The following is a 15,012-nucleotide window of genomic DNA, read 5'->3' on the forward strand; positions in this document are numbered from 1 at the left end:
CTGGCCGGACTGAGGTCGTCATAATCATAAAAAATTGAAATAACTGTTGGTATTTATTAAGTTTATAAAACTGACACCTTTCATTCTTTTTTGTATATGGACGTACCGGTTCAGCCAGTGCAAATAGGCGCGCTGCAGATTGATCCTGCCACCAACAGCGTGCGCTGGCAGCGCAACAATGTAAAGCTGACACCTAAGGTGATGGAGGTGCTCATGGTGCTGGTAATCGCCAATGAAGCGGTTATCAGCAGGGATGAGCTTCTTGATACCGTCTGGACTGGTCGTGTTGGTGCTGATGAGAGCCTGACGCGCGCGATATCTGACATTCGAAAAATACTCAAGTCGCTTCACTCTGATGCAGCGAAAGCACTTGTCACCATACCTAAACGAGGCTATCAGCTTAAGACATCAGTGCTCAGGCAAACCTTTGACGGTGAACCTGACCGCCCGCCTGCAGAAATGGCTGTCCGCCCCCACCTTTCTTATAAACGTGGCGCAGCAATCGTGTTAGCTATGATTGTTGCCATTGTCGTTGGGATAGCATTGCTGTCTGACGGTAAGGCAAACACGTCAAAGCCGGCAATTGCGGTAATGCCGTTTGTATCCTTGGGGGATGAGGCTCGAACCGGCTTTCTGGGACAGGGGATTGCAGAAGATATCCTCAATCAACTCACCCGTTCTGACGGACTGACTGTTATTTCACGAACCTCGTCTTTTGCCTTGGCAGAACGCAAGTTAACCTCGCAGGAGCAGGCCGAACTGTTGCATGCTGACTATTTACTTGAGGGCAGTGTCAGAAAAAGTGGAGAACTATTGCGTATTACTACACAACTGGTAGACGCGGAAAGTGGTACCAACGTGTGGTCTGCAAGCTATGAAAAGCCGTTAGCGAATGTGTTTTCAATTCAGAATGAAGTCAGTGCGTCAATCAGTCGCGCGCTCAGCCTGAATACGCGGCCAGACGATGATTATAATTCCAAAGCGATGACGACGAATGTCGCGGCTTACGAGCTTTTCATAAAAGCCCGTGAACTGGCGTATCAGCGCAACACGGTTTCACTTCGACAGGCCGCGGGACTACTGGAACAGGCACTGTTGCTGGACGATACATTTCATTTGGCCAGAGCGCAGCTGTTTATTATCTATGAGCTCGCTGTTGTTTATGGCGGTTTCGATGCAGAAACCATCAATGCCGAACGAGAGCGACTCTTTGTTGAATTACTTACCGCGCCCGACTTTCCGCTGAAAAAGGTAGTGCTGGCCCAGCACGCAAGGGAAAACGGGCAGATCGCACTCTCTAATTCGCTACTCCAAGCCGCTTTTAATGAAGCGCCAGCTGAGCCGTATATTCAAAATTATGCCATGCGCTATGCGCGCGAGACGATGTCAGCTAAACAGGTACTTGCAGAGCGCATTAAGTTGCTCAAAGTCAACCCGTTAGGTTTGGCGAATATGGCGAATATTATCATGCTTGCAAACCAGGTTGGTGACGACACGCTGGTGGATGAGACACTCGCCAGAATGGTCGAAGTAGACCAGAACAGCATGCTGACCATCGGCGTGAAAATGACAAAGTATTACAGCATTGAGCGCAATCCGTTCAGGGCGATTCAGATACTGGATGCTTATTCCGGCCCGGAGAGCGCGCGGCTTAACTCCCTTAAACTTTCCATGCTGATTGTTAGCGGGCAGCATGATGCTGCGCTAAGTCTCGCAGAGCGCTTGCTGATATCAGGTATGTATATCAGAGAGACCCTGACCCATGTGCTGGGTATTCTGGTGGATCAAATGGAGAAGGGGCGCTTGTCGACATCACAGGAAGAAGCGCTGCGTAATTTGCCTTTTCCTGAGGGGGTTCAGGAAGAGATTGTGGCAATTCTGGCAATGCAGCGTGGCGATGTCTCGGCATTTGAACAGTTATATGGTGTAAACGGAGAAATTACGCTGGCACGTTTCGAAGACATGCTTGATACCCTCGATGATAGTCAGGTGCTTTATGCTGCGATTAAGCACCGCGAGGGCGACCATCGTTACCTGGCACGCATGCTGAAACTCGCTGTTGTTATTGAAATGCCTTGTGAAGATATCACGGTAAAAACGCCATCGCTGTTTTGCATACCCAAGCTCAATGGCATGGAAAGAAATACGGATGCGCTTTTTGATTTTTATAAACGCTCGCTCAACTCACTGCACTTTCAAAACCCTGGTCTTGAATATTTTATGAAAACGTCGCCACTTTACTATGGTGCCGACCAGCATCCTGATTTCGAAGAAAGTGCAGATGCATTCTTAAACGAAACATTTATGCGCTGGCGGGAAATCGGCGATGGCCGTGGTGTCGCCGGTCTGGAAGGTTCATTGCATGGCCAATAGTACTCAGCAGGTTCGTGTTAATAATAAGATACTAACGGACAAACAAATCCGTGATGTTGTTACCCCTTATGAATTTGGCGTGTCTGACCACCTGATTGGTACCGCGTTGGCCAGACCGCTGCGCCGTGGTGTGGCGCTGCTGATTGACCTGTTTTTGGTGGTGATGCTAACGGAACTGCCCTCTATCTTGCTGGCCGCGTTGTGCGTTGTATTCTTCTGGCGTGCCGGTAAACGAAAAGAAACCCCACGCTTTGCCTGGCTGCGTAAACTCATGAAGGTTATCGCTGCAATCATTTTGTTTGGTGTGCTTACCGCGCTGTTTACTGGCGTGAACGAATTTAACAGCGGCGGTGGGTTTGATGATGACGACAGTGAGAAAATACTGACCGGTACGCAGGGTATTGAACTGGCAGCGACCATGCTGGCCATGACCGCACAAATGGACGATCTGCAGGACGATATCTCACAGCAGCGCTGTACGCCGTATGACTGCTGGGATAAATATGTCGCGCAGTTCACCAGTGATATCGAAGATACCTATATACCGCCGGATCTTGCGAATGAAATGGCCGGAAAACTGCGTGACAGAATGCAGGAAACCCTCACCGCCGAGCAGGCGGATACGCTGATTGCGCAGCTAAAGGCGGCAGCAGAAAAAGGCTATAACAGTAAGAAGATAAAGGAAGAAACGGGGACTGCGCCTGCCGCAGACGAGCAGGACAAAGACTGGTTGAGCGTGCCACGCAATGACGAAGGCGATCCCAGCCTGCTGGCCTGGGTGCGCGGCCTGCTGGAAGACTTAGGCATAGGATTCGGCTGGGCAGCGCTCTACTTTACGGCGCTGACCTATTGGATGCACGGACAGACTCCGGGTAAGAAATTGCTTGGCATTAAGGTTATCAAACTGGATGGTTCAACCATGACGCTGTGGGAAAGTTTTGAGCGTTATGGTGGTTACGGTGCCGGCATCGCTACCGGTCTGCTTGGCTTTCTGCAGATATTCTGGGAGCCCAACCGTCAGGCTATTCACGACAAAATTTCAGAAACTCTGGTCATTCACCTGGGGCTCAATAAAGTTGATGTTCGCGCTGTGATGGCCAGTAACGCAGAGGACGCTGCTGACGCGCCCGATTATAAGGTTTAGCTGACGGGCCGGCGGGCCCGTCAAATACTGCAGATCATCCCGGCTTTTGTGCCGCCTGCTGAATCAGTGCCGCATAAAACTGGATCGCGCTGAGATAATCAGCCACCGGTATTTGCTCGTTCACCCCGTGGAATTGTTTCAGTGTGGTGGGGTTCAGTTTCACCATCATAAACCGGTAAATACTGTTCGACATGCCGGTAAAATGTTTTGCATCGGTGCCGCCCTGCACCAGGTAAGGCGCAACCAGCACATCACTGTCCATGCTGCGGATCGTCTGTTCGATTAACTGGTAGCCCATGCTGTCGGTGTTAGACACGTCACTGGCTTCATTGGCCATATAAGCCTCAACCTGAACACGGGGATCATCAACCACCTGACGTACATGCGTAACCAGTTGGTCGATAGTCATGCCGGGCATCAGCCGGTAATTCACTACGCCAATTGCCTGAGTGGGAAGAATGTTCGATTTGGAACTTCCCTGCATCATGGTCGCGGCGGTGGTGGTGCGAATACTGGCCGCTGAGCTGGGTTTTTTAAGCATCGCGTCTTCAATGACCGGTGATAGCAACCATAAATTTGCCATTGCCAGACGGGTCGAAAAATCAGTGTAGTAGCCAATCTTATCGAAGGTTTTTTCAATAAACTGAAAGTCTGTCGGTAACTGGTTATTCTCCAGTTTCACAACAGCCTGACTGAGGATACCCACGGCGGTATGGTCAGGTGGTTGGGAAGAATGACCGCCATCGTCATTAACGGTAAGACGGATATTTGCATAGCCTTTTTCGGCAATGCCCACAACGGCAACAGTCTGGTCTGTGCCAACCATCAGACCGTCGGTCAGCGCGCCGCCTTCATCCAGAATAAATGCGAATTCGGTGTTTTGTTTCGCAAACCATTCGGCAATTCGGGCCGCCCCCTCGTTGCCGCCAATTTCCTCGTCATGACCAAAGGCGAAATACAGCGTGCGCTGTGGCGCAAGGCCCTGAGACAGCAGGTTTTCCATTGCTTCTAACAACGCGAAAACGGTGATCTTGTCATCCAGTGTACCGCGGCCCCAGATGATGTCGTTGGAAATTTCGCCGCTGAATGGCGGATGTGTCCACTGCTCCCGGGTTGCCTCATCAACCGGTACCACATCCATATGGCCCATGAACAGGGCGGGCTTCAGGCTGCTGTCACTGCCGGGTAGCTGGTAAACCAGGCTGTAGTCGTTAATTACGGTTTTCGTCATGGCCTCATGCACCCGCGGAAACGCCGATGCGATGTGTGCATGCAGGGCCAGGAACGCGTCCTTATCGAACTTGTCCGGGTCTTCATAGGAAATGGTCGGTATGCGTATCGCCTGGGCGAAACGGGTGACTGCCGCGTCTTTATCCAGCGCCAGCGGGGGCGTATTTGCGCTGACCACAACCTGATTGTCGCTGAAGGCAGTTTCAGCCCGGAATATCAGTACAAGAACAACAGCAATAAGGGCAACCAGTAAACCCAGGACAATTTTTTTCATTCGATGCTTCCAACAAGCCATGTTGTATTATCAGACCGTCGAAAATAGCACTGCGCAGGGGTTGAGTACAGCCACGCTGATAATTTGATGTGTCTGTGACCCGTCACGGTTTTGGTTTATCCACGTGCATTGTTGCGTTATCGTCACATTGAGTAGTTGAAAGGAGCAGGGATATGCTGACATCCGCGATAAAAGGTATTTTTGCCGTCACTATCAGCACTTACTTTTGGAGCCTGTTGTTCACACTGTTTTTCCGCTTTCCGGTGCCATTTGGAGGCTATACAGGCCCATGGGAAGAAGGTGCAGCCACTGTGAGCAGCGCGCTGTCAGATGCCACAATGGCGTTTCTTTTTTACTTTGTCTTGGGCGGCTTTTTACTGGTACTGCCTGTTGGCGTGCTGGTAGGCGTGTTTGTTGAAAAGGACTTCGCCAGTGCATCGCCCAGAATACGGCACAGAAACTATGCTTTGATGGGGGGTATCATTGGCTTCTGCATGGTATTGGTACTGAGTGTGCTGGACCTGCTGATTGGACCCTGGTAATTGTGATGGCAAGAAATCAGTTGGCTTCACTATGTCAGACTTTCGTGGCTCTGATGCGAGTTAGTGATTTTTTTTGAGATGCATAGCAATACAAGATAAACGCGTCAAGAGAGTGAAATACTCGCTTTTATATAGTGTTAGAGACAGCGTTGTACGTTTTGCCTTCATTGAAGTGACAAAATTTCTGCGACGGCTGTGAGCGAATTGCGGAAGTAGTAATTTAGTTAGATTAACGCCGGCTTTCACTCCACTAAAGCCACCCATCGTTTCCTGTACAAATTTGAATCAATTCAATCCTCACAGTAATTTTAGGAGATAGATTTCTGCACATGTTGTGCTAGAGCATGAGGGGGAAAGGTCAGAGTGATGATTTAGATTCGCATAAATGATGCGATGACCTTCGGAGAAGTTGCTTTAGAACAGTCCGTCTCTCAAAAAGCGAGGCCGTAATTAATAGAACCGACGTTCCGTTGGTTTTCCAATTCTGATTGATTATCTCAGAGTACCGTAGGCCACCTATCGTTTTAAATGGTTAAAACTGGAACGGTACGTTAGAAATCACTGCTTTTTTAGCGTTGATTCGAATTGCCCAACAGATATATTATATGCCGCGATTTATTGTTCTAGGGAATTGAACCAATGAAGAAAATATTGATCACTACCAGCGTTATTTTCGGTATCACTGCTTTAACTGGTTGTAAACAAACTGCACCTGTAGTTGAACAGCCAATTACCAATGCACCTTCGGTACAGTACAAAGTTCCTGCAGATATGAATTTTGATCTGTCATTTAACAGCTTTAACAGATGTCTCAAGCGGAGTGACGACGGAAGTTGTTTCCGATCTGATAGACTGACAGTAAACAAAGCATCCGGCGAGCTTGTTGTTAGACGCGAGATCTCAGAGCCATTCACTGGCGCACAAACTCAATACAAAATACGCGAGAAAATTACTCGCAGCGGCGACATCAACACCATCACTTATCAACCAATGACGGTACTGAAAAAAGATGGCGGCTTGCTGTTACCCATCCCTGCACCTGATCTCGACATCGCTGATTATCTGTCAACCACACAGTTTACATACAAATTTGAAGTTGACTCACAATATCCTTCTGATTCAGTGAAAGCGAACTTTGATCGTCTGATGAACAAAACCAGTGACAGCTTCCGTTTCTACGGTGCTGAAACCACCTCATCTACTCTGAAGCTTCAGGACTCGTATATGTACGATCTTGGCGATGCGTTTTCAGTCATTCTGGTGGAATCATTCCCGTATCGAAATGGCTCGAAAGTGGTGGTTAATGTCATCATCGAGACCAAACAAACCCCCAATGGCGTCATCGATGTTGAGAAACTGCTTAATCAAGTGAAATCCAAAGTTAATGAAACGGTAAATGCATAACTTTTACCTAACGCTCTATCCTACGATCAGCCCAGCATTGCTGGGCTTTTCATTTTCAGTTTTTAACATTGGCAGTATGTGCGCACATGTTAAATTAAACGATACAGTAGAAGCATCAAAAGGGTTCTACCCCGTTTTCACGGACGGTTTAATAAAGACGTAATCTTCTTGTCTTGATTAGCAAGTCTACGTCGCATTCTCGGATTATGGAACCGTTCAACGTAATCGAATATATCTGCTCTGGCCTCATCCCTTGTTCGGTATTGTCTATAGTTGATGCGCTCTCTTTTCAGTACACCGAAGAAGCCTTCACAGGCAGCATTGTCTGCACAGTGGCCTACCGCACTCATACTACTGGTAAATTGCTTTCCGCGATCAAAGTGCCGTACCACGTTACTCTGCCCCTGGCGCTGCCATACCGCTATCTCAACAGCACGCATTACCATGTGTCTGTCCTGACGATGATGCAGTGACCACCCGACAATCAGCTTGCTGAACAGGTCGAGCACCACACACAGGAACAATTTCCCTTCCTGCGTTTTAGCTTCAGTGATGTCAGTGACCCACTTCGTTTCTGGCTCGTGCGCGGTAAAATTGCGCTCAAGGTGATTGGTTAACCCAGCAGGGTGCACGGAACTTCGTTTTGCGCCCCGGCCTTTTTTACGTGGCCAGCCATAAATGACGTTCGTAGCCATGAGTCGCAATACGATTTAAACTGGCTCTAATACCTTCACCTTGCAAGTCTTCATGCATGTGCGGCGCACCAATAATACCGCCGCTATCATCATGAATTTCTCGCACATGCTCTAGCAGTTGTGCGTTAGCTTTATCACGCGTACTTGGCTGGCGAGTTGCCCATGCATAATAACCACTGGGTGACACCTTCAAGCAGCGGCACATCATGCGAACAGGAAAGTTGTCGCGGCATCGCGATATCGCCTGATATCCTACGGTAACTCTTTGGCGAAGAACATTGCCGCTTCTCGCAAAAAAATCGCGTTCCTTTTTGACTTTAGCCAGTTCGCGCTTGAGCCGGGCAACCTCTTCATCGCGAGGCGTACCTTGGCCTTTAAATGCCTGGTCTTTTATTTGTTCAGCTTCACGCTTCCAGCGATTTAACAGGTTTGGATTAATACCAATATCCAATGCTATCTGACGACAGCTCACACCGGGTTTTTGAGCCAAAGCAACGGCTTCGCGTTTAAACTATGGGGAATACTTTCTTCGTTTGGTCATAGACACTCCTTCTAGGCACAGTATGCCTCTATATGGATGTGTCCGTAAAATCTGGGTAGAACTCAATTGAGTCAATATCTTACAAACACCAGATGTCTAGGATTTTCCTTAAACTTAGTTGACCAATATCACTTTTACGGCTTTCGATGCAAATAACTTATAGTCTCTTGTTTTTAGTCTTTTCTTGCCAAACAACACCATCAAAAACTGAATGTCTGAAATACGTACAAAGTGATCGTTAAGCCGCTGATTTACGATGGGCTCCAAATGGCACAACCTGAAGAGCTAAACCAAAAATCTGAACGTCTGTTCCTTGTCTATAGCGGACATATTTGACCAAGTAGGTATATGTCTTATAAAGATTTTTGGGTAACGGACAGCATTATTCATCGTATAGGTATGAAGAATTAATCGGGTTAACCTCTTAAAAACAAAAAAGCCGCTCCACGAATGCGGAACGGCTTGAGTTGGCTTACTCTGAGTTTTTAAATCAATCGCGCCAGCGCTTGGTCAGCTCATCATAGGCGTCAATTCGGCGGTCACGGAAATAAGGCCAGATACGCTTGACCTGTTCGGTGCGCTCCATGTCCAGTTCTACCGCCAGCGTCTGTTCTTTGTCGCTGTCGGCAATAGCCAGAATTTCACCCTGTGGGCCGGCGATAAAACTTTGCCCCCAGAACTGAATACCTGCATCCCCTTCGGTTGGTGACGGCTCGAAACCGGTACGGTTCGCCACAATCACAGGCACTGAGTTGGCAACGGCATGCGCACGCTGAATAGTTTGCCATGCATCATGCTGGCGCTGCTGCTCATCGCGGGTGTCGTTGGGATCCCAGCCAATCGCAGTAGGGTAAAACAGCAGATCTGCGCCGGCCATCGCCATCAGGCGCGCCGCTTCCGGGTACCACTGATCCCAGCAAACCAGTACCCCCAGTTTACCGACACTGGTCTGAATGGGCTCAAACCCCATGTCGCCTGGCGTGAAATAAAACTTCTCGTAAAAGCCCGGATCATCCGGGATATGCATTTTGCGGTACTTGCCGGCAATTTCACGGCTGCGATCAAACACCACCGCGGTGTTGTGATAAAGCCCTGAACCGCGTTTTTCAAACAGCGAGGTGACCAGCACAATGTTGTGTTTCTCTGCCAGTTCGCCAAAGAATGCGGTGGCCGGCCCCGGGATGGTTTCAGCCAGATCAAACGCATTGGTGTCTTCGTTCTGACAGAAATACAGCGTGCTGTGCAGCTCCTGCAGCAGGATACATTCACAGCCCTGGTCTGCCAGTTCAGCCACGCGTTTGGCGCTGTTTGCCCAGTTAGTGGCTTTGTCGTTGCTGGCTACGGCCTGTTGTACCAGACCAACTTTAAGCGTTGTCGGTCGCATAAACGGTTACTCCTTGATCAAGGGCGTTAAGAATGTCTGTTTTTAAGGTATTAACCGGCACCTGCATGGAAATGCAGTGCAGGCTGCCGTACTGGCGCACCAGTACCGAACAGTCAACGGGTTCAACCGTGAAATCCGGATAGGCCTGCTGCACCGTGCGCAGTGCCTCAGCATCCTCAGGCTGACCGTAAACAGGCACCAGTACGGCCTGATTACAAATCAGATAATTAGCGTAGGACGCCGGTAAACGGTCGCCCTCATCATTTTCAATCAGTGGCAGCGGCAAGTGATACTGTGTGTGGTCGGGCAGTTTATCTTTACATTCCTCACACAGTGCCGTCAGCCCCGGGTAATGGCTGTCGGTAGGGCGGTTATCTGCTGCCTGAATGACCAGACCTTTGTCGGGCGTGAAACGCACCAGGGTGTCGATGTGACCGTCGGTATCATCGCCCTCCAGATGTCCGTTCTCAAGGATGGTAACGGTACGACAGCCGAGCATATCGCGAAACACGTCGCGGTAGTCATCAAGCGTCATTTGCCCATTACGTTTGGGGTTCAGCAGACACTGAGCAGTGGACAGCAGGTGACCATCGGCATCAATTTCAAGTGCACCGCCCTCGGCAACAACCGGACTGGTTTTCAGGGGCAACTGACACATGGCAGCCAGATAGCGCTGGTTAACCTGATTGTCCTCACGCGCATCAAACTTTTCGCCCCATCCGTTAAAACGAAACTCTACCGGCGTACCGGTATCGCCAGGATGACTGGCGTCAGCGCAGGTCAGAAACCCATAATCGCGCATCCAGGTGTCGTTAAACGATGCGGGAACCAGCAGTACGCGGGCATCCGTGTTCAGACGTGACTGCACGTCACTGAGATCGTCAGGGGAGCACAGCAGGATAACCCCTGCGTTATGACGGTTGATAGCTGCAATCACATCCAGGTAGGTCGCTCTGGCTTCCTCCAGCCAGGGCGCCCAGTCAGTGTTGGCATGTGGCCAGGCCAGCAGCACCGCGTCAATGTCGGTCCATTCTGGCAGCAGGGCACGGGGTGTTTGCATGATGACTCTCAAATTAACTAAAAGGCTAAGTATAACGGCGACCGCACAGGGAGTTAAATAAAATAACGGTGTAAACGCCCTGATATCAGTCGCCGGGTTCGCCGCGCAGCCTAGGCGTTTTTCAGGTGTCGGCCACCATTCAGATGCAGGGTCTGCCCGGTGACATAGCGGCTGTTAAAAATATAATCTACCGCCTCTACCACTTCGGCTGCGCCCGGGCCGGGCCTGAGCAAAAACTTGTCATTGGCACGGCGTCGATAGTCGTCGCTGTCATGTTCGTTAAACATCACCAGTGACGGCGCAATGCTGTTCACCTTAACGGTCGGTGACAGAGCGCGCGCAAACGACAGCGTCAGATTATGCAGGGCCGCTTTGCTGGCTGCATAGGCAATGTGCTTCTCGCTGCCAGTGTCTTGCACGTAGTCGGTCATGTGAATGATATCTGCGGCTCCGCCATGCGAGGTCAGGTTGGTTGCCAGGGCTTTGTTAATGCAGTAGGGCGCGGTGGCATGGATCAGCATCATGCGGTTAAACCGGTCGCTGTCTGCCTCATCTGTCGATTCGGGTGCCCAGTCTGAGGCATTGTGAATGATGCCGCGCAGTTCACCACACACACTGCGAATATCATCGATTGCTCGATCAATAGACGCCTGAGTGCTAAAATCGGCGGGTATAGTTGTTGCGCCACGTTGTTGTAATTCGTCAACCGACTCGCGTCGTGTGCGATAAGTCACCACAACAGGGTAGCCCTTGTCCAGCAGGTAGGAGGCTACTGCCAGTCCAAGCCGCTGAGTAGCGCCGGTAATGAGTACAGGTAATGTCAAAAGTCACTCCGTTTTTGCTTTACTGTTACGTACTGTCGTCACGAAAAGTTGGCCTGGGTGAAATTTTTTTAATGACTGGCCAGTCTGACAACTAATCTTATACGCGAGTTTGTTACGTATAAGCGAAAAAACAAGTAGTTATTACGGAATCATTCAATGTTAGCAAAAGAAGCAGTACTGGTACGCGACGCACTGGATCACGCCATCTCTGACGAGGCTATGCGGGTCAGAAATGCGCTGGAAGCCAACGGGCTGGAAACGCCTATGGTCGAGACAGGGCTGACTGACGAGCAGAAGCGCAAGCGAATTGAAGCCTCAATGCGCGACATCATTACTACACTTGGGCTGGATCTGTCTGACGACAGTCTGATGGACACCCCCAAACGTATTGCCAAAATGTACGTTGACGAAGTGTTTTCCGGACTCGATTACCGTAATTTTCCGAAAATCACGCAAATCGAAAACAAAATGCAGCTCAACCAGCCTGTGCAGGTTTCTGACATCAGTCTTACCAGCACCTGCGAGCATCATTTTGTGACTATCGATGGAACGGCAACCGTGTCGTATATTCCTAAGGATACCGTGATTGGCTTGTCCAAGCTGAACCGTCTGGTTGGCTTTTTTGCGCAGCGCCCTCAGGTTCAGGAGCGCCTTACCCAGCAGGTGCTGGTGGCGATTCAGACGCTGGCGAATACAGACGATGTGGCGGTCACTATCAACGCCACGCATTATTGTGTGAAGGCCAGAGGGATCCGCGATACCAACTCTTACACACGCACTACGGCGCTGGGCGGCCAGTTTTTAACTGACAAAGAACTGCGCCGGGAGTTTTTCGCTTCCCGTCAGAACTAAGGTTATCAAACCAGACGTGGCTACCTGACAGCCACGTCGTCTTCATCCGCCACTGAGACAATCAGATTTATATCGTCATTCATGCCGGTCGCAGGCACCAGAGCAAGTCTGGTACTGCATTGTGAACAATGCACCAGATGTTCCTGGTACATGTCTTTAAGCTGGGTAGAGTAAATAAGATTAATCTGCCCACAGTGCGGGCAAAGGTATTCAAGTGGCTCAATCGCATTCATCGGTACGGCGTTCCTTTTTTAACTGAAGCGTCCCGCCCTCCGATGGCGCGAAACAAGCATGGCTTCCTGTTAAAAAAGTATAGAGCAGTGAAAATGATTTTGTGCAAAAATTAACCAGTTTATTGGCGCTGATTTGTTTTGCATCAAGTTAGGTGGTGGGGTTATGCCACCGACGTGATGCCGGTGGCAATCAGAGTTAGCCGACGAGTAGCCACAGTTGCTGAAGCGGACGTAGTGTGAGCACGGCTTCGTTACCGCTTAATGCGGCATCGTTTAGCAGGTCGCGGCAGGGACGATGCCCTATAGCATTCAGTATTTCTCCCTGAAGCTGTTGTACATGGTCATTAAAGTTACAGATAACCAGCAACTGCTGGCCGTTATCGTGCTCGCGCAAATAGGCGAAGCAGTGGTCGTCACCGGTCGACAAAATCGTTGTGCTCGCCACACCGAATACCGGATGCTGTTTGCGAATGGACAGCATGTTTTGTAAACCATGAAAAACACGCCGCTGTGAGCGCTCAGTCAGGCTCAGACCGGTGTCGTCATCGGCCAGTGCCATGCTGATATGGTCGGGTGTCACGGCAATCCGGTTTACCCATCGGTCATCATGGCGCTTGCTGTCATCGTTACGGTAGGAATAATCGTTTAACAGTGCCAGTTCGTCACTGGAATAAATCAGTGGAATGCCGCCAATACTGAAGGTAATGCCGTAGAGCAGTAGCATACGGTCAATCGCCGTATCAATGGCACTGTTATCCTGGCGGGTCAGTGCGTCCTCCAGTCCGCAGAGTGACGCCAGTGAGCCACAAACCCGGCAGTCACCGTTAGACGGATTTTCAGCAAACGGCACGCCATGGGCAAAACTGCCATCAAACCGCCCGGTATAAAACTGATTCAGGAAGAAGCGGTGATCGTAACCGTTAATACCCAGTTCTCCGGCGACGGCATCATCGAAGGTCCAGCCAATATCGTCATGGCAACGCACGTAATTGACCCAGGTAGTATCGTCAGGAATGGTAAAACTTTTCTGCATTGAACGGGTAAGCAAACGGGTTTTGCGGGTTGCCAGACTGTTCCACAGCAGTGCCATCAGTAGCGGGTTATACGACAACTGACACTCGTCGTGGTGCACGTATTTAATGACTTCGTCAGGGTGCACAATGGCTTCTGATTTAAATACCACCGCAGGGGCGACAATTTGCAGACAGCAATTGAAGGCCTGGATCAGGGTATGCGCTTTGGGCTGGTTCTCGCAGTTGGTGCCAAGCTCTTTCCAGATGAATGCCAGCGCATCAAGACGCAGACCAGCACAGCCCAGATTAGCCAGAAACAGCATTTCAGACGTGATGGCATTAAATACGGCAGGGTTGCTGTAATTTAAGTCCCACTGAAAGCTGTTAAACGTGGTCCACACCCATTTGTCCATGGTCTCGTTGTAGGTAAAACTGCCGCGACGTACCTGAGGAAAAATTTCCCTTAGGGTTTTTTCGTACTCGTCCGGCTGCGTGCGATCGTCAAACAGATAGTAGTAATTCTGATAGGTCGGGTCACCGGCCAGTGCTGCTTTTGCCCACGCATGTTCATCAGAGGTATGGTTGAAAACGAAATCAAGCACCAGGTTGATGCCGGCTTTTTCAAGTGCTTCCGCCAGTCGCTTCAGATCGGCGGTGGTGCCGAGTTTTGGATTTACTTTGCGGTAATCTGATACAGCATACCCACCATCACTATCGCCTTTGGGAGCGTCATACAGCGGCATCAGGTGCAGGTAAGTAATTCCCAGCGCTTTAAAATAGGGGATCCGATCATGCAGGTCGTTCAGTGTCGGCCCCATCAAATCAACATAGCAGGCCATGCCAACCTGTTTCTCGTCACGAAACCACAAGGGCGCGTCCAGCTTCTCCTGATCCTGACGCTTGAGCGACGCCTTACGGTTTTTGATGCCGTCCCGCAGCACACAAACCAGCTGCTCAAGATGCCAGTGACAGTCGTACTGGTGGCCGTAAACCTGTAGATATTTTTCGAACAGCGACGGGAAATGCGCATCCAGCCGGCGTCGGAAAAGTGCGGCATCTTTTTTGGTCAGACCGGATAAATCCACAGACCCGAGGATCCGGTTAAGGCACACAGTACTGTCAGCAGAATAATTCATGATGGCTCCCGTCAACGATGTCCCGTGATGGTGTTTATGCTTTCCGGCGTCAGAGGCGTCCGTTATTCGCGTCATAAACAGGTTTACAGGATTTTTAAATTCTGTTAATTATTTTATCTTAAACGATTAAGAGTTTTGCGCCAACCTGATTTTAAAAAATCTGACAGGCCGGTTTTAACAGGCGTGCAGGCAAAGGTTACAGGTGTGTGCGCCATCAATGTGTGATAACAAGGTGTTTACATTACGCGGAGTAGTGTGTCGCACAACACGATCATTATGGGGTGACTGAGCGTTGCGGTCATCAACT

11 protein-coding genes and 1 pseudogene are annotated in these 15,012 nt (G+C 49.9%); 5 read left to right on the forward strand and 7 right to left on the reverse strand.

The window, feature by feature from the left end; genetic code table 11:
* Positions 1-117: 117 nt before the first annotated feature.
* Entirely contained in the window at positions 118-2,373 is a 2,256-nt protein-coding gene (locus AB1N33_RS10430; RefSeq protein ID WP_411271491.1) for a winged helix-turn-helix domain-containing protein, read from the forward strand.
* Entirely contained in the window at positions 2,363-3,517 is a 1,155-nt protein-coding gene (locus AB1N33_RS10435; protein WP_411271492.1) for an RDD family protein, read from the forward strand. Before AB1N33_RS10430 ends, AB1N33_RS10435 begins: the two co-directional genes overlap by 11 nt.
* Positions 3,518-3,551: 34 nt before the next feature.
* Here AB1N33_RS10435 and AB1N33_RS10440 read toward each other — a convergent pair whose 3' ends face one another.
* Positions 3,552-5,021: a M20 family peptidase gene (locus AB1N33_RS10440; RefSeq protein WP_411271493.1), complete on the reverse strand. Its 1,470-nt coding sequence runs from the start codon at positions 5,019-5,021 to the stop codon at positions 3,552-3,554.
* Positions 5,022-5,194: 173 nt separating this feature from the next.
* Between AB1N33_RS10440 and AB1N33_RS10445 the strand changes: the two genes are divergently transcribed.
* Both AB1N33_RS10445 and AB1N33_RS10450 read left to right on the forward strand, forming a co-directional pair.
* Positions 5,195-5,563 carry a hypothetical protein gene (locus AB1N33_RS10445; RefSeq protein WP_411271494.1) on the forward strand — a complete coding sequence of 123 codons (369 nt, stop codon included), beginning with the start codon at positions 5,195-5,197 and terminating at the stop codon, positions 5,561-5,563.
* Between the two features lie 639 nt (positions 5,564-6,202).
* Positions 6,203-6,967, forward strand: a complete 765-nt coding sequence (locus tag AB1N33_RS10450) for a hypothetical protein (RefSeq protein WP_411271495.1) — start codon at positions 6,203-6,205, stop codon at positions 6,965-6,967.
* 126 nt (positions 6,968-7,093) lie between these two features.
* Here the strand turns inward: AB1N33_RS10450 and AB1N33_RS10455 are convergent.
* The 4 genes and pseudogenes from AB1N33_RS10455 to folM all read right to left on the reverse strand — a co-directional run bounded on the left by AB1N33_RS10455 (position 7,094) and on the right by folM (position 11,471).
* Positions 7,094-8,152 (reverse strand): annotated as a pseudogene (locus tag AB1N33_RS10455) (IS3 family transposase).
* Between the two features lie 541 nt (positions 8,153-8,693).
* Positions 8,694-9,587, reverse strand: coding sequence for a carbon-nitrogen hydrolase (locus tag AB1N33_RS10460; protein WP_411271496.1), 894 nt, complete (start codon positions 9,585-9,587; stop codon positions 8,694-8,696).
* On the reverse strand, positions 9,568-10,647 hold the full coding sequence (locus tag AB1N33_RS10465; RefSeq protein ID WP_411271497.1) for an agmatine deiminase family protein: 1,080 nt from the start codon (positions 10,645-10,647) through the stop codon (positions 9,568-9,570). The genes AB1N33_RS10460 and AB1N33_RS10465 overlap by 20 nt, the downstream gene beginning before the upstream one ends.
* A gap of 110 nt (positions 10,648-10,757) precedes the next feature.
* Entirely contained in the window at positions 10,758-11,471 is a 714-nt protein-coding gene (folM, locus tag AB1N33_RS10470) for a dihydromonapterin reductase (RefSeq protein ID WP_411271498.1), read from the reverse strand.
* A gap of 156 nt (positions 11,472-11,627) precedes the next feature.
* Here folM and folE point away from each other — a divergent pair, with 156 nt between their 5' ends.
* The gene (folE, locus tag AB1N33_RS10475; protein ID WP_411271499.1) at positions 11,628-12,323 is read left to right on the forward strand and encodes a GTP cyclohydrolase I FolE; all 696 of its coding nucleotides are present in this window, start codon (positions 11,628-11,630) and stop codon (positions 12,321-12,323) included.
* A gap of 20 nt (positions 12,324-12,343) precedes the next feature.
* Here folE and AB1N33_RS10480 read toward each other — a convergent pair whose 3' ends face one another.
* A complete protein-coding gene (locus tag AB1N33_RS10480) occupies positions 12,344-12,556 on the reverse strand; it encodes a hypothetical protein (RefSeq protein WP_411271500.1) in 213 nt (70 codons plus the stop codon).
* 196 nt (positions 12,557-12,752) lie between these two features.
* Positions 12,753-14,705, reverse strand: a complete 1,953-nt coding sequence (locus AB1N33_RS10485) for an amylosucrase (RefSeq protein WP_411271501.1) — start codon at positions 14,703-14,705, stop codon at positions 12,753-12,755.
* Positions 14,706-15,012: the final 307 nt, after the last annotated feature.

The organism is Alteromonas nitratireducens, assembly GCF_040812025.1.
Taxonomy (GTDB): domain Bacteria; phylum Pseudomonadota; class Gammaproteobacteria; order Enterobacterales; family Alteromonadaceae; genus Alteromonas; species Alteromonas nitratireducens.

Coding starts and splice junctions, on each gene's coding strand:
- AB1N33_RS10440 (WP_411271493.1), bottom strand. CDS start 5,021: ATGAAAAAAATTGTCCTGGGTTTACTGGTTGCCCTTATTGCTGTTGTT.
- AB1N33_RS10445 (WP_411271494.1), top strand. CDS start 5,195: ATGCTGACATCCGCGATAAAAGGTATTTTTGCCGTCACTATCAGCACT.
- folE (WP_411271499.1), top strand. CDS start 11,628: ATGTTAGCAAAAGAAGCAGTACTGGTACGCGACGCACTGGATCACGCC.
- AB1N33_RS10460 (WP_411271496.1), bottom strand. CDS start 9,587: ATGCGACCGACAACGCTTAAAGTTGGTCTGGTACAACAGGCCGTAGCC.
- AB1N33_RS10485 (WP_411271501.1), bottom strand. CDS start 14,705: ATGAATTATTCTGCTGACAGTACTGTGTGCCTTAACCGGATCCTCGGG.
- AB1N33_RS10435 (WP_411271492.1), top strand. CDS start 2,363: ATGGCCAATAGTACTCAGCAGGTTCGTGTTAATAATAAGATACTAACG.
- AB1N33_RS10450 (WP_411271495.1), top strand. CDS start 6,203: ATGAAGAAAATATTGATCACTACCAGCGTTATTTTCGGTATCACTGCT.
- AB1N33_RS10480 (WP_411271500.1), bottom strand. CDS start 12,556: ATGAATGCGATTGAGCCACTTGAATACCTTTGCCCGCACTGTGGGCAG.
- AB1N33_RS10465 (WP_411271497.1), bottom strand. CDS start 10,647: ATGCAAACACCCCGTGCCCTGCTGCCAGAATGGACCGACATTGACGCG.